16 protein-coding genes are annotated in these 20,601 nt (G+C 64.7%); 14 read left to right on the forward strand and 2 right to left on the reverse strand.

From position 1 onward, the window contains the following. Positions 1-13 precede the first annotated feature (13 nt). The 6 genes from QQ25_RS16275 to QQ25_RS16300 are packed head-to-tail and all read left to right on the forward strand — an operon-like array spanning position 14 to position 5,860. Positions 14-766 carry an amino acid ABC transporter ATP-binding protein gene (locus QQ25_RS16275; protein WP_039320669.1) on the forward strand — a complete coding sequence of 251 codons (753 nt, stop codon included), beginning with the start codon at positions 14-16 and terminating at the stop codon, positions 764-766. 10 nt (positions 767-776) lie between these two features. After that, on the forward strand, positions 777-1,631 hold the full coding sequence (locus QQ25_RS16280; protein WP_039379581.1) for a sulfurtransferase: 855 nt from the start codon (positions 777-779) through the stop codon (positions 1,629-1,631). Positions 1,632-1,691: 60 nt separating this feature from the next. After that, positions 1,692-2,843: a MacS family sensor histidine kinase gene (gene macS, locus QQ25_RS16285; protein ID WP_039379582.1), complete on the forward strand. Its 1,152-nt coding sequence runs from the start codon at positions 1,692-1,694 to the stop codon at positions 2,841-2,843. Continuing rightward, positions 2,843-3,496: a response regulator gene (locus tag QQ25_RS16290; protein WP_039379584.1), complete on the forward strand. Its 654-nt coding sequence runs from the start codon at positions 2,843-2,845 to the stop codon at positions 3,494-3,496. Before macS ends, QQ25_RS16290 begins: the two co-directional genes overlap by 1 nt. Before the next feature lie 43 nt (positions 3,497-3,539). Further along, positions 3,540-5,315: a DUF2339 domain-containing protein gene (locus tag QQ25_RS16295; RefSeq protein ID WP_039379585.1), complete on the forward strand. Its 1,776-nt coding sequence runs from the start codon at positions 3,540-3,542 to the stop codon at positions 5,313-5,315. A gap of 59 nt (positions 5,316-5,374) precedes the next feature. Beyond that, positions 5,375-5,860, forward strand: a complete 486-nt coding sequence (locus QQ25_RS16300; protein ID WP_039379586.1) for a Dps family protein — start codon at positions 5,375-5,377, stop codon at positions 5,858-5,860. Here QQ25_RS16300 and QQ25_RS16305 read toward each other — a convergent pair. After that, on the reverse strand, positions 5,857-7,143 hold the full coding sequence (locus tag QQ25_RS16305; protein ID WP_198530817.1) for an adenylate/guanylate cyclase domain-containing protein: 1,287 nt from the start codon (positions 7,141-7,143) through the stop codon (positions 5,857-5,859). The two genes, QQ25_RS16300 and QQ25_RS16305, sit on opposite strands and share 4 nt — an antisense overlap. Before the next feature lie 205 nt (positions 7,144-7,348). Here QQ25_RS16305 and QQ25_RS16310 point away from each other — a divergent pair, with 205 nt between their 5' ends. From QQ25_RS16310 to QQ25_RS16345, 8 genes are all read left to right on the forward strand, one after another. Then, positions 7,349-8,323, forward strand: a complete 975-nt coding sequence (locus tag QQ25_RS16310; protein ID WP_131546174.1) for a hypothetical protein — start codon at positions 7,349-7,351, stop codon at positions 8,321-8,323. A gap of 526 nt (positions 8,324-8,849) precedes the next feature. After that, entirely contained in the window at positions 8,850-9,260 is a 411-nt protein-coding gene (locus QQ25_RS16315) for an MmpS family transport accessory protein (RefSeq protein ID WP_082017582.1), read from the forward strand. Continuing rightward, positions 9,257-12,157 carry an MMPL/RND family transporter gene (locus QQ25_RS16320; protein ID WP_082017539.1) on the forward strand — a complete coding sequence of 967 codons (2,901 nt, stop codon included), beginning with the start codon at positions 9,257-9,259 and terminating at the stop codon, positions 12,155-12,157. The genes QQ25_RS16315 and QQ25_RS16320 overlap by 4 nt, the downstream gene beginning before the upstream one ends. A gap of 40 nt (positions 12,158-12,197) precedes the next feature. Further along, entirely contained in the window at positions 12,198-15,065 is a 2,868-nt protein-coding gene (locus QQ25_RS16325) for an MMPL/RND family transporter (protein WP_039379591.1), read from the forward strand. Positions 15,066-15,164: 99 nt separating this feature from the next. Then, positions 15,165-15,503, forward strand: coding sequence for a hemophore-related protein (locus tag QQ25_RS16330; protein WP_039320031.1), 339 nt, complete (start codon positions 15,165-15,167; stop codon positions 15,501-15,503). A 202-nt stretch (positions 15,504-15,705) separates the two neighbouring features. Next, positions 15,706-16,674 (forward strand): sulfotransferase family protein, encoded by a 969-nt coding sequence (locus QQ25_RS16335; protein ID WP_039320034.1) that lies wholly within the window; start codon positions 15,706-15,708, stop codon positions 16,672-16,674. Beyond that, on the forward strand, positions 16,674-18,059 hold the full coding sequence (locus QQ25_RS16340; RefSeq protein ID WP_052235890.1) for a hypothetical protein: 1,386 nt from the start codon (positions 16,674-16,676) through the stop codon (positions 18,057-18,059). Before QQ25_RS16335 ends, QQ25_RS16340 begins: the two co-directional genes overlap by 1 nt. A gap of 106 nt (positions 18,060-18,165) precedes the next feature. Further along, positions 18,166-19,452 (forward strand): glycosyltransferase, encoded by a 1,287-nt coding sequence (locus QQ25_RS16345; RefSeq protein ID WP_039320039.1) that lies wholly within the window; start codon positions 18,166-18,168, stop codon positions 19,450-19,452. 35 nt (positions 19,453-19,487) lie between these two features. Here the strand turns inward: QQ25_RS16345 and QQ25_RS16350 are convergent, their stop codons facing one another. Continuing rightward, positions 19,488-20,276, reverse strand: coding sequence for a GAP family protein (locus QQ25_RS16350; protein WP_101906156.1), 789 nt, complete (start codon positions 20,274-20,276; stop codon positions 19,488-19,490). Positions 20,277-20,601: the final 325 nt, after the last annotated feature.

A 20,601-nucleotide genomic window follows, 5' to 3' on the forward strand; every position in this document is an offset into this window, starting at 1 on the left:
TGCAGCCGAACCGATGGTCCGGGCCGAGAGCGTGTGCAAGAGTTTCGGTGCCCTGCACGTCCTCAAGGGCGTCACCCTGGACGTCGGGAGGGGCGAGGTCCTGTGCATGGTCGGGCCGTCCGGTTCGGGCAAGTCGACATTCCTGCGGTGCATCAATCACTTGGAGCAGGTCAACGCCGGCCGGCTCTACGTCGACGGCGATTTGATCGGCTACCGCGAGCGTGGCGGCAAGTTGCACGAGATGGCGCCGCGCGATGCGGCCAAACAACGCCGCGACATCGGCATGGTGTTCCAGCATTTCAACCTGTTCCCGCATCGCACCGCGCTGGAGAACGTCATCGAGGCGCCGATGCGCGTCAAGAAGGTGAAGAAGGACGCCGCGCTCACCCGGGCCAAGGACCTGCTTGACCAGGTGGGGTTGGCCGCCAAGGCCGACGCATACCCCGCCCAGCTGTCGGGCGGGCAGCAGCAGCGGGTGGCCATTGCCCGCGCGCTGGCGATGAACCCGAAGCTGATGCTGTTCGACGAGCCGACTTCGGCACTGGACCCCGAGCTCGTCGGCGAGGTGCTGGCGGTGATCAAGAAACTCGCCGGCGAGGGCATGACCATGGTGGTGGTGACCCACGAAATGGGTTTCGCGCGCGAGGTCGCCGACAAGCTGGTGTTCATGGACGGCGGCGTCATCGTGGAGACCGGCCCTCCTCGCGAGGTGATGGCCAATCCCAAACATGAACGCACAAAGGAGTTTCTGTCCAAGGTGATGTAGCTTCGATCGCGTGGCCTCCACACGAGAAAATGTCTTCGTCACTGCCGGTGAACTGCGGGAGCTCATCGTTTCGGGGGAGCCGCTCAGCCTGCTGGACGTGCGCTGGTCGTTGGCCGAACCCGACGGTGAACAGGCGTACCTGGCCGGTCATCTGCCCGGTGCCGTCTTCGTCTCACTCGACGATGAACTGACGGATCACGGAATTGCGGGCCGCGGTCGTCATCCGTTGCCTACGGGGGCTGACCTGCAGGCAGCGGCACGTCGTTGGGGCGTGCGCAGGGGCGTCCCCACCGTGGTCTACGACGACTGGAACCGCGCCGGCTCGGCGCGAGCCTGGTGGGTGCTGACCGCGGCCGGGATCGATGACGTCCGCATCCTCGACGGCGGTCTGGCGGCCTGGACCGCTGGCGGTGAGTCCCTGCAGAGCGGGCCCGTCACGCCCGAGCCGGGCGATGTGGACGTGGTCCATGCCGACCTCTACCGGGGCGCCCTGCCCACCCTGACCGCCGAGGAGGCACAGACAGCCGTCGGCGTGCTGCTGGATGCGCGGGCACCGGAACGATTCCGCGGCGAGGTCGAACCCGTCGACCCGGTGGCAGGCCACATTCCCGGGGCGATCAATCTGCCCAGCACGCAGCTGCTCTCCGCGGACGGCACGCTGCTCCCGGACACCCACCTTCGGGCGCTGATCGCCGAGCGCGGAGCGGCAGGCGGCGCCGTGGTGGGTGCCTACTGCGGTTCCGGGGTCACGGCTGCGCTCGCGGTAGCGGGCTTGGCCGCCGCCGGCGTCGAAGCGGCGCTGTATCCGGGCTCGTGGTCGGAGTGGGCGTCGAACCCGGACCGGCCCGTGGCCACGGGCGAATAGCCGCCCCGGCACGAGAAAACGGTGCTCCCCGGCGCTCCTCGGCAACTTTATGCTGGGCCAATGCAGCGCCGCCCCGACCCGGTCACACCGTTGTGGCGTGCCGCGCAGATCTTCCGGCTGCTGAGCTGCCTGTACGCGCTGGGTTTCCAGATCGCGATCAGCGACGATCTGGCTCGTCCGGTGGTCGCCGGGGTGCTGTGCGCCGTGCTGATCGCCTGGAGTGTCGCGTGTGCGATCGCCTACCTGCAGGGTTTCGGCCGTCGTCCGGCGTGGGTGATCACCGAGATCGCCGTGGTCCTGGCGTTGATGCTGTCGACTCAGCTGGTGGCGTCCGACCACTGGATCGCCGACAACCAGTCGTGGCCGACCACGTTGTGGGCCACGAATGCCACCATTTCGGCCGCACTGCAGTTCGGCCCGGCCGGGGGAATGGCGGCCGGGTTGGCGGTGATGGCCGCCGCGGCCGCATTGAAGGGTTACGTCAGTATCAACCTGGGCCGCAACGCCACCATCGTCATCGAACTGGCGGTGGGGTTGGCCGTGGGAATGGCCGCCCAGACCGCACGCCGCGCCCATGCGGAGCTGGAGCGTGCGGTGCGACTGGCCGCCTCACTGGAGGAACGGGAGCGATTGTCGCGTCGGGTGCACGACGGCGCCATCCAGGTGTTGGCCCTGGTTTCGCGGCGCGGGCGCGAAATCGGTGGCGAGACAGCTCAATTGGCTGAGCTGGCGGGCGAGCAGGAGCGTGCGCTACGCAGGTTGGTCAGCGCACCCGATCCGGAAGTGCACACCGGTGGAGCTGTCGACATCGGCGTGCTGCTGCGGGCCCGTGCCTCGGATCGCGTTTCGGTCAGTCTGCCGGCAGATCCGGTGCTGCTCGATCACCAGGCCGCCGATGAATTGTTCGCCGCGGTGAGCAACGCGCTGGACAACGCCGCCGCGCACGCCGGGCCGGATGCCCGGGTTTTCGTGCTGTTGGAAGACCTGGGGGATTCGGTGACGGTGAGCATCCGCGACGACGGCGTGGGCATCGGCGAGGGTCGACTGGCCGAGGCGGCCCGGGAAGGACATGTGGGGATCGCGAAATCGATTGTGGGCCGGATGGATTGGTTGGGCGGGCAGGCCCATCTGCACACCGCCCCGGGATGCGGCACGGAATGGGAGCTGACGCTGCCCCGCCCGAACCGCGACGCGCTCGAGGAGGGACAGTGATGAGCGAGGCCGCACTGAGGGTCATGGTGGTCGACGACCATCCGATCTGGCGCGACGCAGTGGCACGCGACCTGGCCGACGAGGGCTTCGACGTGGTGGCCACCGCCGATGGCGTTGCGCAGGCGCGCAGGCGCGCCGGGGTGGTGCTGCCCGATGTGGTGGTGATGGACATGAGTTTGTCCGACGGCAACGGTGCCACCGCCACCGCGGAGGTGCTCACGGTGTCACCGTCCTCGCGGGTGCTGGTGCTCTCCGCCTCCGACGAGCGCGACGATGTCCTGGAAGCGGTGAAGTCCGGGGCCACCGGCTATCTGGTCAAGAGCGCGTCGAAAGCCGAATTGACCGCGGCGGTGCGGGCCACTGCCGATGGACGGGCGGTGTTCACCCCGGGGTTGGCCGGATTGGTGCTCGGGGAGTACCGGCGGATCGCGCAGCGCCCGGAGGACGGCCCGGCCACTCCGAGCCTGACCGAGCGGGAGACCGAGGTGCTGCGCTACGTGGCAAAAGGGTTGACGGCCAAGCAGATCGCCACGCGACTTTCCTTGAGCCACCGCACCGTGGAGAACCATGTCCAGGCGACGTTTCGCAAGCTGCAGGTGGCCAACCGGGTCGAGTTGGCCCGCTACGCCATCGAACACGGTCTCGACGAGTAGTCCTACTCATCACGACGGCCGGTTTTGTTGCCACGATGGCCCGATGAGCGAACCGCATCGCCTCCTGATCGCCCGGATGTCATCCGATCTTGCCGCGATCTCGGCCTATACGAACCGGGTGTCAGCGGATCTGGGCGAGTTGCACCGGTTGCTCGATCAGGCGCCGGTGCCGGTGACTTCGCCACCGTCGGTGCCATTCGTGGTCCCGACGTCGTCGACCGTTGCTCCTGGACCCGTGCCTGCACCTGCGCCGCGCCGGGAGAGTTCGGAGGGCTGGATCGGCAGGGCACTCGCGGTCGCGGGAGTGACCGTGACGCTGACCGGTGTGGTGCTGTTGCTCGTGCTGGCGGCGCAGGCCGGAATTCTGCGACCGGAGTTCAGGATTGCCGCGGGCGCTGTCCTGGCGGCCGGCCTCGTCGCGGTGGGTTGGTGGCTTTATCGCCGGCCGGGGGGCCGTGTCGGCGCGATCGCGTTGGCTGCGACCGGTGTCGCCGCCGCCTACATGGATGTGATCGCTGTGACGACGATCTACGACTGGGTGTCGGCGCCGGTGGGTCTGGCGTTGGCCGCGGCAATCGGTGGCGGCGGCCTGATGCTGGCACGACGGTGGAACTCCGAACGATTGGGCCTGTTGGTCCTGGTGCCGCTGATCGCCCTGGCACCCGTCGTCACCGATGGGGTGACCCTGTTGCTGATCGGGTTCATGCTGGCTCTGTCAGCCGCCGCGCTGCCGGTCCAGTTCGGTCGGGACTGGCTCTGGTTGTATGCCGCGCGCACCGCAGCGGCCACGTTGCCGCTGTTGATCGCCCTGGCATCGACCTCGATCGACGGCCGGCATGACCTCGTGCTCGCACTGACCTGTGGGCTCGCGGCCACGCTGGCGCTGGTGGGCGGAGTGCTGGTGTTGCGCTGGACCACTCGGCCGGCGGCGACGGCGGTTCTGGCTGCGGGCGGTGTCCTGCCCGTGCTGTGCGTGGTGGCGGCCGTCGATCGCGTCATCGCGGCCCTCATGGCGGCGGCGCTGGCGGCAGCCTTGGTGGCGATCGTGGCCATCGGTGACCGCGTGCCCGGGTTGAGCGTCGTGGTCCGCCAGGTGTGGTCGGTGCTGGCGGCGGTGGCCGCACTGGTCTCGGTGCTGGTGGCCTTCGACGGGCCGGTGGCCGGGCCGCTGCTGCTGGCGATGGCCACCGTGGTGGCCGTGGCGGTGGCCGGCCGCGGTGGCGATGTGCCGCGGTGGATCGCCGTGGGCCTGGCCATGATCGGTGGCGTCATCTGCCTCGACTCCGCCGGTCCGGGAACTCTGATACATGCCACGAAACTGTCTGCCGGGCTTACGGTTTCGGTGCTGATCGGCAGCGTTCTGGCGATAGCCGCGGCCGCCGCCATCTCTTGGGCATGGTCGGTCGGCGACGAGGCCGATCAGGAGGTGGTCCGGCTGGTGTGGGTGGCTGCGGCGGTAGTGGCCGGCTATGCGGTCACGGTGTTCACCGTGACCGCAGGCGTGGTCATCGGCGGTACCGGGGCCGGGTTCTTCGGTGGCCACATGGCGGCGACCATATGCTGGATCGCGGTGGCGGCCGGGTTGCTCGGATTCGCGGCACGACGTCCCAGGACAGAGCGCTCGCTGCCGATCGGCGGCGGCATGGCGCTCGTCGTGGCCGCCATGGTGAAACTGTTCCTGTTCGACCTGGGGACTCTCGACGGGATGTTCCGCGTCGCGGTGTTCATCGTCGTCGGATTGGCGCTGCTGGGCATGGGTGCGCGGTATGCGCGCCTGCTCAATCAGCAGGACCAGGGGACCGGCAGGCAGTCGATGTGAGCGTGGCCACAGATTTCCTAATTTGGATTGATTCCAGAATAGGGCTCGTTGTGTATGGCATGAGTACACGTCGAAACGAAACCGATATCCAGGGTTACCAGGCCGCATCTGAGCTCAGCGGGCATCTGCAGCAGGTGCTCGTCGACCTGATCGAGCTCGGGCTGCAAGGCAAGCAGGCGCATTGGAACGTCGTCGGCACCAACTTCCGGGACCTGCATCTGCAACTCGACGAGGTCGTCGATTTCGCCCGGGAGGGCAGCGACACGATCGCCGAACGGATGCGCGCGTTGGACGCGGTCCCCGACGGGCGGTCGGACACCGTAGTGGCGAGCACGACGCTTCCGGAGTTCCCCGCCTACGAGCGCAGTACCGACGAGGTGGTCGACCTCATCACCACGCGGATCTACGCGACGGTCGGCACCTTGCGCGGCGTACACGATTCGGTTGATGCGCACGACCCGACCACCGCCGACATCCTGCACCAGCTGATCGACGGCCTGGAGAAGCTGGCGTGGCTGATCAAATCGGAGAACCGCAAGGTCTAAACGCCTGCCGGCGGTACGGGTGAGGCGGCGCGCATCGGACCGGACTGCTCCAGCCGGGTACGCACCGCCTCGTCGTCTCGGCGCCCGACCAGGTACCAGGTGTGCATCAGGCCCTTGCCCTTGACGTCGACATTGCCGCGCTCCTCCAGTACGAACGCGTGGCAGATCCGCTCATAGACGTTGTGCGGCACTTGAATTCGCCCGGCGACATCGGTGGTCTCCATACGGGAGGCGACGTTCACCGCGTCACCCCAGACGTCGTAGAAGAACTTGCGGGCCCCGACCACCCCGGCCACCACGGGCCCGGCTGCCAGACCGATCCGCAGCGGCACCGCACGCCCTCGCGGGTCCTTGAGGTCGGCGACCGCATCGGCCAGGTCAAGCGCCAGGCAGGCCAGGGCCTCGATGTGATCGGTACGCGGCTTGGGCACTCCAGCCACCACCATGTAGGAGTCACCGCTGGTCTTGACCTTCTCCAGGCCGTGACGATCCACCAGCGCATCGAGGTCGGTGTACAGACGGTCCAGGAAGCGCACGAGTTCCGTGGGGCTGATGTCGCTGGCGCGTTCGGTATAGCCGGCGATATCGGCGAACAGGATCGAGGCGTCGTCATACTTGTCGGCGATGATGGTCCGGGACGGTTCCTTGAGCCGCTGGGCGATCGTGGCCGGCAGAATATTGGCCAGTAGTTGCTCGGATCGTTGATATTCGGCTTCCATCGCCTGTTCGGCCCGAGCGATCTCGCGTAACGACATCCACACTGTGGCAAACACCATTACTCCGGCCGAGACCGCCGAGAGGACGAAGCCCGCGGTCAGCGCCCACGATGGCCCCAGGCCGCGATCATCGGGAACCAGGACTTCCAGCACGATCGCGGCGGCCACCGCCAGTGCCGTCAACGTCCCCGCCAGCACGATGCGCTCGATCCCCAGCACCAGCACCGCCAGCGATGCCGCCACGACGAAGTAGAACTGCAGTCCCGAACCGGTCCCGACGGCGAAGCACATCGTCGACACCGATGCGTAGGCGAACAGGAAGAACGCCAGTGGCGCGATCAGTTCACCGAACCGGTACAGCAGCGGCACCAGCAGGAACAGCGCCGCCGATCCGAGGTTGACGAATCCGAACCGCCACATCGGCCCCCCGAGGACCAGTTGGAAGATTCCGAACCCTCCCGACACCGCGGCCGCGATCCACGTGGCAATGGTCAACACCCGCAGTCGGCTCGACACGCTCTCGGCATAGTGCCGAGTGCGGGCCGGCACGCGGTTGTTCAACGCCATCTCAGGTATGCATACCGACCGGCGGAACTCGCTGACCACCACGAACAAAGGGTATCGCCGCAAGCCACCCCCTTGGCCGACATTGACGCGGCCGCTATTTCGAATCATGGTCCAGCAAATCCGACGGAATGTCGGTATGTCACAATGGGAACTTGTTCCAGTGCGTGCGGTAATCTGCCGCGATCTCTTCTGGGGGGATCTATTCGTGGACCGGTCGTGGGTACGTAACACCGCAGCGGGCTGTGCAATCGCGTGCGGCGCCATGGTGGTTGGGCCGGGCATGCTCGGCACCGGGGTGGCGTCAGCCGATCTGTTCGGCATCGACCTCGACATCTTGGACATCTTCGATCACAAGGACAAGAAGAAGTCCGATCACAGCGCCAAGGTCGGCAACCAGCGCACCGGCGGGGCCAAGAAATCGAACGGCAGCCTCGGCGGGCCGAACGCCTCGGCCGCATCGAAGGCATCGACCGGACCGAAAGCGAAGGTCGGCTCGAGCGGGTCAACGTCATCGGGGTCAACGTCGTCGGATTCAGCGTCGTCGTCATCGTCGTCGTCAGCCCGGTCGGCTGCGACCGAGCAGGCTCCGCAGTCGGCGGGTGTCACGGGTACGGCCGACCAGGCTCCCACCGCGGCGATAACCACGGGCGGTACCGCTGCGGCGGCCCAGGCGCCGTCGGCTGTCGTATCCGGTGGTGGTGGCGGCGGGGGAGCCCCGGCAAATGGCAACCTGGGCAGGGCCCCGAACCTCGCGCCCGTGCCCACCGCCCCGAGCAGTCGGACGATCGTCATCCGATCCACTCCGCCCACGGCGCCGGCCGTGCAGGCACCCGCGGCGCCGGTCGCTCCCGCGCCTGTGGTCGCTCCTCCTGTTCCGGTGATCCCGGCCCCGATGCCGTCCGCGCCGCCGGCGGGTGCACCGAGCGCACCGAGCGCTCCCGCACCGCAGTCCGAACCTCCGGCATCGCAGCCGATCTCAGTACCGGCGGTGCCGGAGTCCTTCCGGATCGGCTACGCCGACTACTTGCGGACGGCCAGCACTTCCGACCTGCTGTTCGCCGTGCTGCCCGGCCTCGGCGGCATCGTGTTGATGACAGCGGCCGGCGGGGTGGCCGGTTTCCGTCAGGCGCGTGCTGCGCAGACGCTGCCGTCACCGCAGATCTCCCGATTCCTGCCCTGACAGCGTTCCGAAGCCCGGTAGCTGAGCGACCCGAGTTGCGGGTTGAAGGACCGGTGCGGATCGGTGCTCCGGATGGATTCATCGCTGTGGGGTCGCATCCGCTGACCCCCCCGCGGTAAATGGCGCATTTCGTGGTCCTTTCATAGGAAATTCATAGGTGGCCCCGCTCTCCGTCGGCGTCGCGTGGGCTTGCGGGGTTACCGCGCAGTACTGGTCATCGCGGTGCCGGCTGGTGTGCCAGCGGATGCGGCTTCGCGGCGATTGTCAAGGCGTTGAACCGATTCCGGCAAACTGACTCGTTTGCGACATATTGACGCACCGGCATGGTTTACTCTTCGGGATCGGGTGCGCTCATCGAGGCGCGTCGCACGTTTGCGGGAGCTTCGTGCAGGGTCAGGCCTCGGATGCCACCGCATCCGGGGCCCGGTCGTTCGCATCCGATCTGCAAATGCATGTTTGCGCACCCGCAGGGTGCCGGCACGGAAGACAGTCGGAGGAACTCGCGATTTTCAGGATCCTGAAGCGGCTGTGGATTCCGCTGGTGCTTGTGGTGGTGGGAGTCGCAGGCGGATTCACCGTGTCTCGGTTGCACGGCGTCTTCGGCAGCCAGAGCCGCCCCGCGTACACCAGCGCCGAGCGTGAGGAGAAGCGGCCCCATGACCCCAAGCACCTGGTTTACGAGGTGTTCGGTCCTCCGGGGACGCTGGCGACCATCAGCTATTTCGATGCCGATGCCGAACCGAAACTCATCAGGGATGCGCCGCTGCCATGGTCGATGGACTTCCCGATCTCCGATGCGACGGCGATGGGAAACATCTCCGCGCAAGGCAATACTGACTCGATCGGATGCCGCATCCTCGTCGGCGACGAGGTGAAGGACGAGAAGGTCAGTACTGGCGTGAGTGCCTTCACCTTCTGTCAGCTGAAGGCCGCATGAGCACGGACAGTGAGCCGATAACGGAGCCGTTGCCCATGGCCAGGCGCCGCCCGTTCATCGCACGCATGGTCCGCGTCCTGTCGGTGCCGATCATCCTGGGATGGTTGGCGGTCACGGTCATCCTGAGTGTGGCCGTGCCTTCGCTCGAGCAGGTGGAGAAAGAGCATCCGGTAGCGATGGATCCCACCGCCGCACCGTCGTTCGAGGCGATGCAGCGCATGGGGCAACTGTTCGGCGAAGCCGGGTCGGGCGCTGTCGCGATGATCGTTCTGGAGGGGGAGCAGCCCCTCGGCGATGCCGCACACGGCTACTACGACGAGATGGTTCGTCAGCTCAAGGCCGACACCACACACGTCGTGCACGTCCAGGATTTCTGGGGCGACCCGATGACCCAGGGCGCCGCGCAGAGCGTCGACGGCAAGGCCACCTACGTACAGGTGACGCTCACCAGCAACGCGGACATCTCGGCGGTCAAATCCGTTGAGGCGATGCGTGCGATCGTGGACCGGATTCCGGCGCCGCCGGGAATCAAGACCTATGTCACGGGACCCGCGGCATTCGCCGCGGATCTGGGCCCGGCCGGCAACAGGACGGTGGGGCTGGTCACCTCCTTGAGCCTCACGGTGATCTTCGTGATGCTGCTGCTCGTCTATCGGTCGATCATCTCCGTGATTCTCATGCTGGTGGTTGTCGGCGTCGAATTGACTGTGGCCCGAGGGGTAGTGGCGTTACTCGGCAGTCTCGGGGTCATCGGTATCACGACGTTCGTAGTCAATCTGTTGGTGGCGCTCGCGATCGCGGCAGGCACCGACTACGGCATCTTCTTCACGGGGCGTTACCAGGAGGCGCGCCAGGCCGGCGAGGACAAAGAGGAGGCGTTCTATACGACGTTCAGCAGCGTCGCGAAGGTGGTCGTGGGTTCCGGCATGACGATCGCCGGAGCGATTCTCTGTCTGCACTTCACCCGCCTGCCGGTCTATCAAACCCTCGGCGTTCCCACCGCCGTGGGTATGACTGCCGCCGTATTGGTCGCTGTCACACTCGTTCCCGCGGTCATCGCCGTGGGTAGCCGGTTCGGGCTGTTCGAACCCAAGCGGAAGCTCACCACCCGGCGGTGGCGGAAGGTGGGCACTGCGGTCGTCCGGTGGCCCGGGCCCATTCTCATCGCGACGTGCGCGGTCTCGCTCATCGGCCTGCTGGCGCTTCCCGCGTACAAACCGAGCTACAACGACCAGAATTACATCCCGCAGGACATCCCCGCCAACGTGGGTTATGCGGCGGCGACGCGCCATTTTCCCCAGTCATTGATGATGGCGCCTGACATTCTGTTGGTCGAGGCCGACCACGACATGCGGAATCCGATCGACTTTCTGGTCTTGAACAAGCTGGCCAAGGGTGTGCAGTCCGTGCCCGGAGTCGCGATGGTGCAGGCGCCGACCCGTCCCGCCGGGGAGCCACTCAAACACTCGACGATTCCGTTCATGCTCAGCATGAGCAACGCGTCTCAAACCCATTTGATGCCGTTCCAGAAGGATCGAATGGAAGACCTGCTGGTGCAGGCCGACGACATGACCAAAACGATCGCCATCGTCAAGCGCATGCAAGCACTGACAGAAGAGATGGTCAGCACCACGCATCAAATGGTCGCCGATACCCACGAGCTGCAATCGGTGACCAATCAACTGCGCGATCACGTTGCGAACTTCGACGACTTCTTCCGACCGATCCGGAACTACTTCTATTGGGAACCGCACTGCTACACGATTCCGATATGTTCGTCGATCAGAGGGGTTTTCGACACGCTCGACGGGATTGACCAAATCACCGTCAAGATGGTCAGCCTGGTTGACAACCTTGATCAACTCGACGCAATTCTGCCGCAATTGGCCGCTCAGTTTCCGGTGATGATCTCAACCATGGAATCCACCCGAACCATGATGCTGACGATGCACAGCACCATGTCCGGGATCATGGATCAGATGGCGACGTCGAACGACAACGCCACCGCGATGGGCAAGGCGTTCGACGCTGCCCAGAACGACGACTCCTTCTATCTGCCGCCGGAAGTCTTCGAGAACAAGGACTTCCAGCGCGTCATGGACATCTTCCTGTCACCGGACGGGAAAGCGGCCCGCATGCTCATCACCCAGCGAGGCGACCCGGCAACGACTGAGGGCATGTCGCTGGTCGATCCGATCGAAACCGCGGCCGAAGAAGCGCTCAAGGGCACGCCGCTGCAAAATGCCTCGGTTCATCTCACGGGCACCGCAGCGTCGGTGAAAGACCTGGTCGAAGCGTCCAAATACGATCTTCTGATCGCGGCTGTCGCCGCACTCTGCCTCATTTTCGGCATCATGCTCGTGGTGACGCGGAGCTTCATCGCCGCACTGGTCATCGTCGGCACGGTGGCGCTTTCACTGGGCGCGGCCTTCGGGCTTTCCGTGCTCATCTGGCAGCACATCCTCGGTATGCCCTTGAACTGGGTGGTGCTGGCGATGTCCGTGATCGTTCTGTTGGCGGTGGGTTCTGATTACAACCTGCTGCTGGTGTCCCGAATGAAAGAGGAGATCGGCGCCGGGATCAACACCGGCATCATCCGGGCCATGGGCGGCAGCGGCAAGGTGGTGACGGCCGCCGGCTTGGTGTTCGCGTTCACGATGTTGGTGATGGTCGTCAGCGATCTGGTCACCATCGGGCAGTTGGGTGCCACCATCGGCGTCGGTCTGTTGTTCGACACCTTGGTGGTACGCGCATTCATGACGCCTGCGATCGCCGCCCTGCTGGGGCGGTGGTTCTGGTGGCCGCAGCGGGTGCATCCACGGCCGCTCAGTGCAACGGGGCGCCCGTCGGGCCGCGGCCAGCTTGTGCGGTCGATCCTGCAGAGAGAAGAGCGCTGACAGCCATGAATGCGCCTTCCTTCTGTGCGGTGAAGGCCGCATGAGCATTCGGCACACAAGCGACCGGCCGCCGTTGATCGCTCGGGTGATCTATCGGCTGTCGCTGCCGATCATTCTCGGTTGGCTGGCGATCACCGCCGTCCTCACCTTCGCGGTGCCCTCGCTCGAGCAGGTCGGGCGGGAAAGCTCGGTGTCGCTGGTTCCCAAGGATGCGCCGTCGTTTCAGGCGATGCAGCGCATGGGGCAGGTGTTCGGCGAATCCGATTCCGACAGTGTGGCGATGATCGTCTTGGAGGGCGACAACCCCCTCGGCCAGGACGCGCGCAGTTATTACGACGATCTGGTTCGTCAGTTGCGGGCCGATACGAAACACGTGCAGCACGTTCAGGATTACTGGGGGGACTCACTCACCGCGTCGGGTGTTCAGAGTGCCGATGATCTGAGTGTCTATGTCCAGCTGAATCTCGCGGGTAACCAGGGGCAGGCCCTCGCGAATGAATCTGTGGAAGCGGTCCGGGGCATCGTGGCGGGAACGCCGCCGCCGCCCGGGGTGAAGGCCTACGTCACGGGTCCGTCCCCGCTGATCACCGACATGAACCACGCCGGTGACACGTCGATCATGAAGATCACGCTGGTGACCCTGGTGGTGATCTGCACGGTGCTGCTTTTCGTGTACCGCTCGGTCATCACCGTCGTGCTCCTACTGGCCATGGTCGGAATACAGGTGCAGGCGGCTCGGGGAGTGGTCGCATTCCTCGGCGATCACCAGGTTCTGGGGCTGTCGACATTCGCGGTGAATCTGCTGGTATCGCTCGGAATCGCGGTCGGCACCGATTACGGAATCTTCTTCATCGGGCGATATCACGAGGCACGTCAAGCCGGCGAAGACCGCGAAACCGCGTTCTACACCACCTATCGCAGCGTTGCCAAAGTGGTTGCGGCCTCAGGTTTGACGATTGCCGGAGCCATTTACTGTCTGAGCTTCACCCGGCTGCCGTACTTCGAGACGATGGGCATTCCATCCGCTATAGGTATGGCCGTTGCCGTCGCGGTTGCCGTCACGCTGGTTCCGGCCGTCATTGCCGTCGGCGGCCGGTTCGGGCTGTTCGAACCGAAGCGGAAGCTCATGGTCCGCCGGTGGCGGGGGGTCGGCACGGCGGTGGTCCGATGGCCGGTACCGATTCTGGCCGGGGCGTGCGCGGTGGCGTTTGTCGGGCTGTTGGCCCTGCCCGGGTATCAGACCAGCTACGACGACCGACTGTATGTGCCCCAAGACATCCCGGCCAATGTCGGATATGCCGCCGCCGAGCGTCATTTCCCCGAGTCGCGGATGACTCCCGACATCCTGATGCTCGAAGCCGACCACGATATGCGCAACCCGACAGATTTCTTGGTCCTACACAAGCTGGCCAAGAAGATCTTCGCGGTCCCGGGGATTGCCACGGTGCAGAGCATTACCCGGCCTGAGGGCAGCCCGATCGAGCGCACGTCGATACCGTTTCAGATCAGTTTGCAGAGCGCCGGCCTTCGACAGATCGTGCCGTTCGCGAAAGATCGCATGAATGGCATGTTGAAGCAGGCGGACGACATGCAGAGAATGATCACCCAGATGGAGGGCACTCACAATCTGATGAAGTTGATCGGCTCGATCACCCACAACACGGTCGAGGTGACCGGGGAGACTGCCGAACTTACTGATGATCTGATGGCCACCGTTTCGAATTTCGACGACTTCTTCCGGCCGCTTCGCAATTACCTGTACTGGGAAGGCCACTGCTACGACATTCCCATTTGCTTCGCCGTTCGATCAGTGTTCGACGCGCTTGACAGCACCGACCAGCTCAGCCTTCAGATGCACAAACTTCTCAACAACTTGGTGAAAGTCGACGCGTTACAGGCGCAGCTTGTCACGCAGTTGCCGCCGATGATCGAGATCATGAAGTCGATGCGAGCCATGATGCTGACGATGCACAGCACCATGTCCGGAATGATCGCCATCATGGATGAGACGACGTCGAACGCCAGCGCGATGGGCAAGATCTACGACGGCGCCCAGAACGACGATTCCTTCTATCTGCCTCCGGAAGTGTTCGAGAACAAGGACTTCCAACGGGCGATGAGCCTCTTCTTCTCGCCCGACGGGAAGGCCGTCCGCCTGATCCTCACGCACCGGGGTGATCCCGGAACTCCCGAGGGCATCTCTCGGGTCGATGCTGTGCGGACGGCAGCCGAGGAAGCGATCAAGGTGACGCCGCTGCAGAACGCTTCCATCCACCTCGCCGGAACCGCTGCGACATACAAGGATCTGCGAGACGGGTCGAAATTCGACCTCTTGATCGCGGGTGTCGCGGCGCTCTGCCTGATCTTCGGCATCATGCTGGTGGTGACGCGGAGTTTGGTCGCCGCACTGGTCATCGTCGGTACGGTGGCGCTTTCGCTCGGTGCCGCGTTCGGGCTCTCCGTGCTCGTCTGGCAGCACATACTCGGCATCGAATTGCACTGGCTCGTCTTGGCGATGTCGGTGATCGTCCTGTTGGCGGTGGGTTCCGATTACAACCTGCTGTTGGTATCGCGGATGAAGGAAGAGGTCGGCGCCGGGATCAACACGGGCATCATCCGGGCCATGGGCGGCACGGGCAAGGTCGTGACGACCGCGGGCCTGGTGTTCGCGTTCACGATGCTTTCGATGGTGGTCAGCGACCTGCGCATCATCGGGCAGGTGGGTTCGACCATCGGTTTGGGTTTGTTGTTCGACACCCTGGTGGTGCGTGCATTCATGACACCGGCGATCGCTGCGCTGCTGGGGCGGTGGTTCTGGTGGCCGCTGCGGGTCCGTCAGCGGCCTTCCAGTGCGGTCCTTGGCCCGGTGCGCCTTCCTTCCGCCCCACTGATCAAGCAGGAGGCCTGATTTCGCGCTTTGGCAGACCTGGGCAAATCATGGGTGAGATCGGTGCGAGCGGATTAGAGTCGGAATTGTCGGGAGCAATGGTTGGGAGGAAGTTTGAATATGTTCCGTCTGTCGTTGACCAGACTGGCCGTCGGGCTCGGCGGCTTGGCCATGTCGTTGACCGCCGGGGCCGGCATCGCATCCGCAGGGCCCAACCTGGATTCCGCGATCAACACGACATGCAGTTACCCGCAGTTGGTATCGGCACTCGATGCGCAGGATCCCCAAGTCCGTCAGGCATTCGACCAATCGCCGATACTGCAGCGCGGCTTGCGTCAGTTCATCGCCGACCCACCGGACAAGCGGGCGAGGACGGCCCAGGACGTGGCCAACGCTCCGATGTTTCAGCCGTATCTCGGCACCATCGAGCAAGCTTTCAACACCTGCAACAACTTCTGATCCCGAGATGGGCGTCCCCGTCATGTGAGGGCGTGGGGCGGCCAAGAGATTGTGCAGCAAATGGCAATTCCCCACGGCAGCAACGCATCTCCGAATACTCTGCCGTCATGAATCAGAGCCGATGCAAAGCCGCGAAGCGCGCAGCAGGTTCCACATACACGATCGGATCGTCGTCGTCGGCGCCGCTCGCGGAGTTGTTCTCGTGAACCCCGCCGGACACAGTGAGTCCGGGGCCCGCCCGGTCGCCTTGTTCGTGTTGGGTGTGCCTCGATCAGGAACATCGGCGGTGACCCGGGTTCTCTCGCTATGTGGCGCCACGCTGCCGGTCGGGTTGTCGGGAGCCGATCCGCGCAATCCACGTGGCTACTGGGAGCCGCGTGCGGCTCTTCATCTCAACAACACGATCCTGCGCAGCCACGGCAGCGCTGTGTTCGACGCGTCGCTGCGCCTGCAGGAGGAAGGCGGGCTCGATGCCGACCAGAAAGCCGCCTGCGTCACCAAGATCGGACAGTTTCTCTCCACGTTGCCGGATGCGCCGCTGGTGCTCATCAAAGACCTGCAAATAACGCTGCTGGCCAGTTTGTGGTTCGAGGCCGCGCGCGCGGCCGGCTTCGATATCGCGGTCGTGAACATGGTGCGCCCCCCGCAGGAAGTCATCGCATCGGGTGCGGCGGACTTCCTGACATTGCCTGAGCTCGGGAGTGCGCTGTGGCTGAAATTCAACTTGTTGGCCGAGAGAGACACCCGCGACGTGCCGCGCGTGTTCGTCGAGTACGCCAACCTCCTCGATGATTGGCGTCGGGAGGTGAAAAGGATCTCGGTCGCACTCGGAATCGATCTGGAGACGCGTGACGAGACCGCCATCGAGGAGTTCCTCACACCGGATCTTCACCGCCAGCGGCACACCGGCCCGGTGACCGAAACCTTCGGCACCGACTGGATTTCCGCCGTCTATGAGACTCTGCACGCGGCGGCGCGCGACGAAACCTGGGATCAGTCCGCGCTGGACCGGGTCTATGCCGAGTACCGTGCGAGCGAGCAGGGTTTCCGGAAGGTGTTCGAGAATTCCCATCGCCTGCACAAGCTCAACCGATTCATCCGGCCATCACTCCTGAAGTTTCGCTACGAGGTCGTCGCGATGGCTCACCGCCGCCGTGGAACGTGGGCCTGATGGGAACTCGCCACGCATCCACCCGCTTTGTATGCCCTGACAATCGGCTCGCATTGGCAGACGAAGCTTTGTTGGCGGAGCATCACGCCGCCGGCATGAATGTGGTCATCCAGGTCACATGGCTGTATGACCGTCCTGTCGATCTCGACGGGCTACGCCGTTTTCACCACTTTCTCGGTCAGGGGTTGTTGGGTCGTCGCATCGAGCGTCCGGCGCTACCGATCGCCCGGCATCGGTGGGTGCTGGACCCCGGACAGTCAGACATCGACATCGCCGAGTCGACCCGCCCGCGCGCTGAATTCGCCACCTGGGTCGATGAACGTTCGCAGCTTCCCGTCAATGCGGAATCGGGTCCCGGTTGGCACATCGGTGTGGTCTCCCTCGATGACGGATCGACCGCCGTCAGCCTGGTACTTTCGCACAACTTGATCGACGGTCTCGGCCTCGCGCTCGTCATCGTCGAGGGAGCCCTGGGTAAGACGCGCGATCTCGGATACCCCCCGCCGCTGTCACGCACACGATTGCGTGCGTTGGGCGAGGACGTCCGACAAACAGCACGAGACGTGCCGGACGTCGCCCGGGCGCTTGTCAGTGCGGTGAGATCAGCCCGGAAGCAGGCTCGCACCAAGGTCGAAAACAAGCGTTCGCCGGCGCCGCGGCCCGCCCCCACCACCGCGGCCGGCGCAGACGACATTGTCCTGGTGCCTGCGCTCACCATCTTCGTGGACCTGGATGACTGGGATGCGCGAGCAGAATCTCTTGGCGGAGCGAGTCATACCCTGGCCGCTGCCTTCGCCGCCAGGTTCGGAGAACGTATCGGGCGGGTACGCGCCGAGGACGGCGCCGTCACGCTCCAGATTCCGATCAGCGACCGCGCGTCAGAGGACGACACGCGCGCGATGGCCCTGTCGTACGCGCGCGTCACCATCGACCCGACGCACGCCACAACGGATCTGCGCGACATCCGGGCCGCAGTCAAGCAGACGCTGGCGAACCTGAAAGAGACGCCGGACGAGTCCGAACAGCTGCTGTGGCTGCCGTCGTTCGTGCCGAAGCGAATGCTCAAACAGATGGTGGCCCGGGCGCCTGCCGATCCCGACCAGGCGGTGTTTTCTTCCTACCTCGGCGATCTGAGCTCATTGATCAGCCAGGCGGATGGCACCGCGGCCGCTTACGCCAATGCTCGAACCACTGGGCAGCGCGAATCGCGACAGCTCCTCGAACGAACAGGCGGCCGCACCGTCATCCTCTCCGGCCGCATAAGCGGCAAGATCTTCATCAGCATCGGCGCGTACCAGCCCGGCGCAGAGAACACGACGTGCGCTTTGCGTGAGCTTGCCGCGAAAACACTCACTGATTTCGGCCTCACTGGGGAAATTCACTGACGCATACGTAAAAGCCTGGGTAGCCTTTAGCATTCGAGCCGAACATCCGGTGCAACAGCGTTGTTCGCAACAGGTCGTCCGGAGATCTCATGTCGAAAGAAACGCTATGAAGTTGGTGCTGGCCAGCTATGGAACTCGTGGCGATGTCGAGCCTTGCGTCGCTGTGGGTTGCGAGTTGCAGCGCCGCGGGCACGATGTGCGATTGGCGGTCTCGCCGGACCTGGTCGGCTTCGCTGAGGCGGCCGGCCTTCCGACGGTCCCGTACGGGCCCGACACAGCGGTGTGGTCGGATGCCCATCGCGACTTCTGGATCCGCTTCTTCGGAAACTTCTGGAATGTCCGGGAACTGGCCAGACTGTGGCGCGAGATGCGTGAAATCGGGGAGTCCGTCGTCAAATTCTGGGAGGAGATCTCTACGACGCTGACATCGCTGGCCGACGGGGCTGACCTACTCATCACCTTCCTGAATTTTGAGCCGCCGGCAGTGAATGTCGCGGAGTACTACGGTATTCCGTTGGCAACGGTGCACGTATCGCCGGTGCGCCCCAACGGCCGGATGCTCGGATTTCTGCCGCCGATGTTGGGGCGCTATGCGCTGATGATGTATGAGTGGGCCAACTGGCGCGGGGTCAAGAAGTTCGACGATGCGCAGCGCCGTCAACTGGGTCTGCCGAAGGCGACAATCTCGTCACCACGACGGATCACCGAACGCGGATCACTGGAAGTTCAGGCGTACGACCAGGTTTGCTTTCCCGGACTGGCCACCGAATGGGCGAAATGGAATGGCCAAAGGCCTTTTGTGGGAGCACTGACGATGGAGTTGACCACGGACGGCGATGACGACGTCGCCGCGTGGATTGCTGAGGGAACACCGCCGGTGTTCTTCAGCTTCGGCAGTACGCCGGTCAAATCGCCCTCGGACACACTGGCCATGATCGAGTCCGCGTGCGCGGAACTGGGCGAGCGGGCGCTGGTGTGCGCCGGGTCGAGCGACTTCACGCAGATGCCTGCTTCCGACCTCGTCAAGGTCGTTGACACGATGAACTTCGCTGCGGTGTTTCCGGCCTGCCGCGCGCTCGTACACCACGGAGGCATGGGCACCATGTCGGCGGGGCTGCGCGCCGGTGTCCCCATGCTGGTTTTCTGGACGGCACTCGATCAGGCGATTTGGGCCGGTCGTGTCGAACGGCTGAAAGTTGGTCTGGGACGGCGTATCTCGTCTGCCACCAGCGAATCTCTTGCCGCGGACCTACGCACGATTCTCGACCCGGTATATGTGGCCCGAGCCCGTGAGGTCGCGACTCAGATGACCAGACCGGACGAAAGCGTTGCCAACACCGCCGATCTCCTGGAACGTTTCGCCGATCGAGGCCGCTTGACCGACGTAGGCTAGCCGTCGCTCAACCCGCGTCTTGCGGAACCGCCAAATCAGATGATGCCCAAGCCTTTCACCACCTGCAACACCCCGATCATCACGAAGATGCCGATCATCACCTGACGGCGATTCGCCAGCGCCCAGTCGTGCACCGGTTGCAGCACCGCCTGGGTTCGCACCGGGGCGATCAGATGACTGACAACGGCGACCTCGAAAACCGCGAACATCGCGACGACGAACAGGATGACGGCGAAGATCTGCGTGCCCGTCGTGGCCCCGGAGGACACGACCGTGGTCGCCACGAACAGCACCAGCGGAAATCCGGGTAAGAACCCCATGCCGCACACCAACGCGACCCACAAAGCCCCACTGTCCCAGGCTCTTTGAAGACGCCCGAAGAGCCGCCGAATCGCGGATTTGTCTTCGGTCGCATCCTCCATGCCGGCAAACGGCGACGTGATCGGGGCCGGCCCCGCCGATTCCATCACCTGGCTTGTGGTGTTGCCGCTCGCTGCGGGGACGGGCACTCGCCCACGCACCCAGAACCGTACCGCGATCAGCGCGGCGACCGACAGCACGAGCACACCCATGCCGAGTTGGATGTGCCGGGTCGCTGCGGTGGCAGCGGGCGCCTGAGGACTGAACATCGGCGCACGGTGCAGCAGCACCACGGGGACAACCAGGGCGGGAATGTTCGTCGTCAGGCAGCCGATCCAGCACACGAGCAAGTTCTGCACCGGGCGTGGACGGGAGATCACGAGAAGGATGAGGGCCAGCAGGGCGGGATTGAACGCCATCACGATCGCCATCCCGAGTAGTGAGCCCCACACGGGCCGGGACACTACCTGCTGCTTGTATGTAATTTGGCGCTTTCGAAACCCTGATGATCTTGATCTGGTCTGCCCGCCGGATATGAGGTCGGGGTGCGGGTGGTGCGATCGTGCCACCGGAGGTCGAGAGCGCTTGCCGTCGTTCCGGTTTGATTGTCGGACAGGTACGCGTTCCGAGGAGACCGATGACCCGGCCGGGATCCGACCGTCGATGGTTCGGCGCGGCCAGTCGGTCCGGTCGGGAACGGGACGATGATGCCCATCCACTGATGGATCCATTTGATCTTCATGTGAGCCTCGCGAGATTCGCGCGGATCCACCTGCTCGGTTTTGGACC

It is taken from the genome of Mycolicibacterium setense (assembly GCF_000805385.1).
Taxonomy (GTDB): domain Bacteria; phylum Actinomycetota; class Actinomycetes; order Mycobacteriales; family Mycobacteriaceae; genus Mycobacterium; species Mycobacterium setense.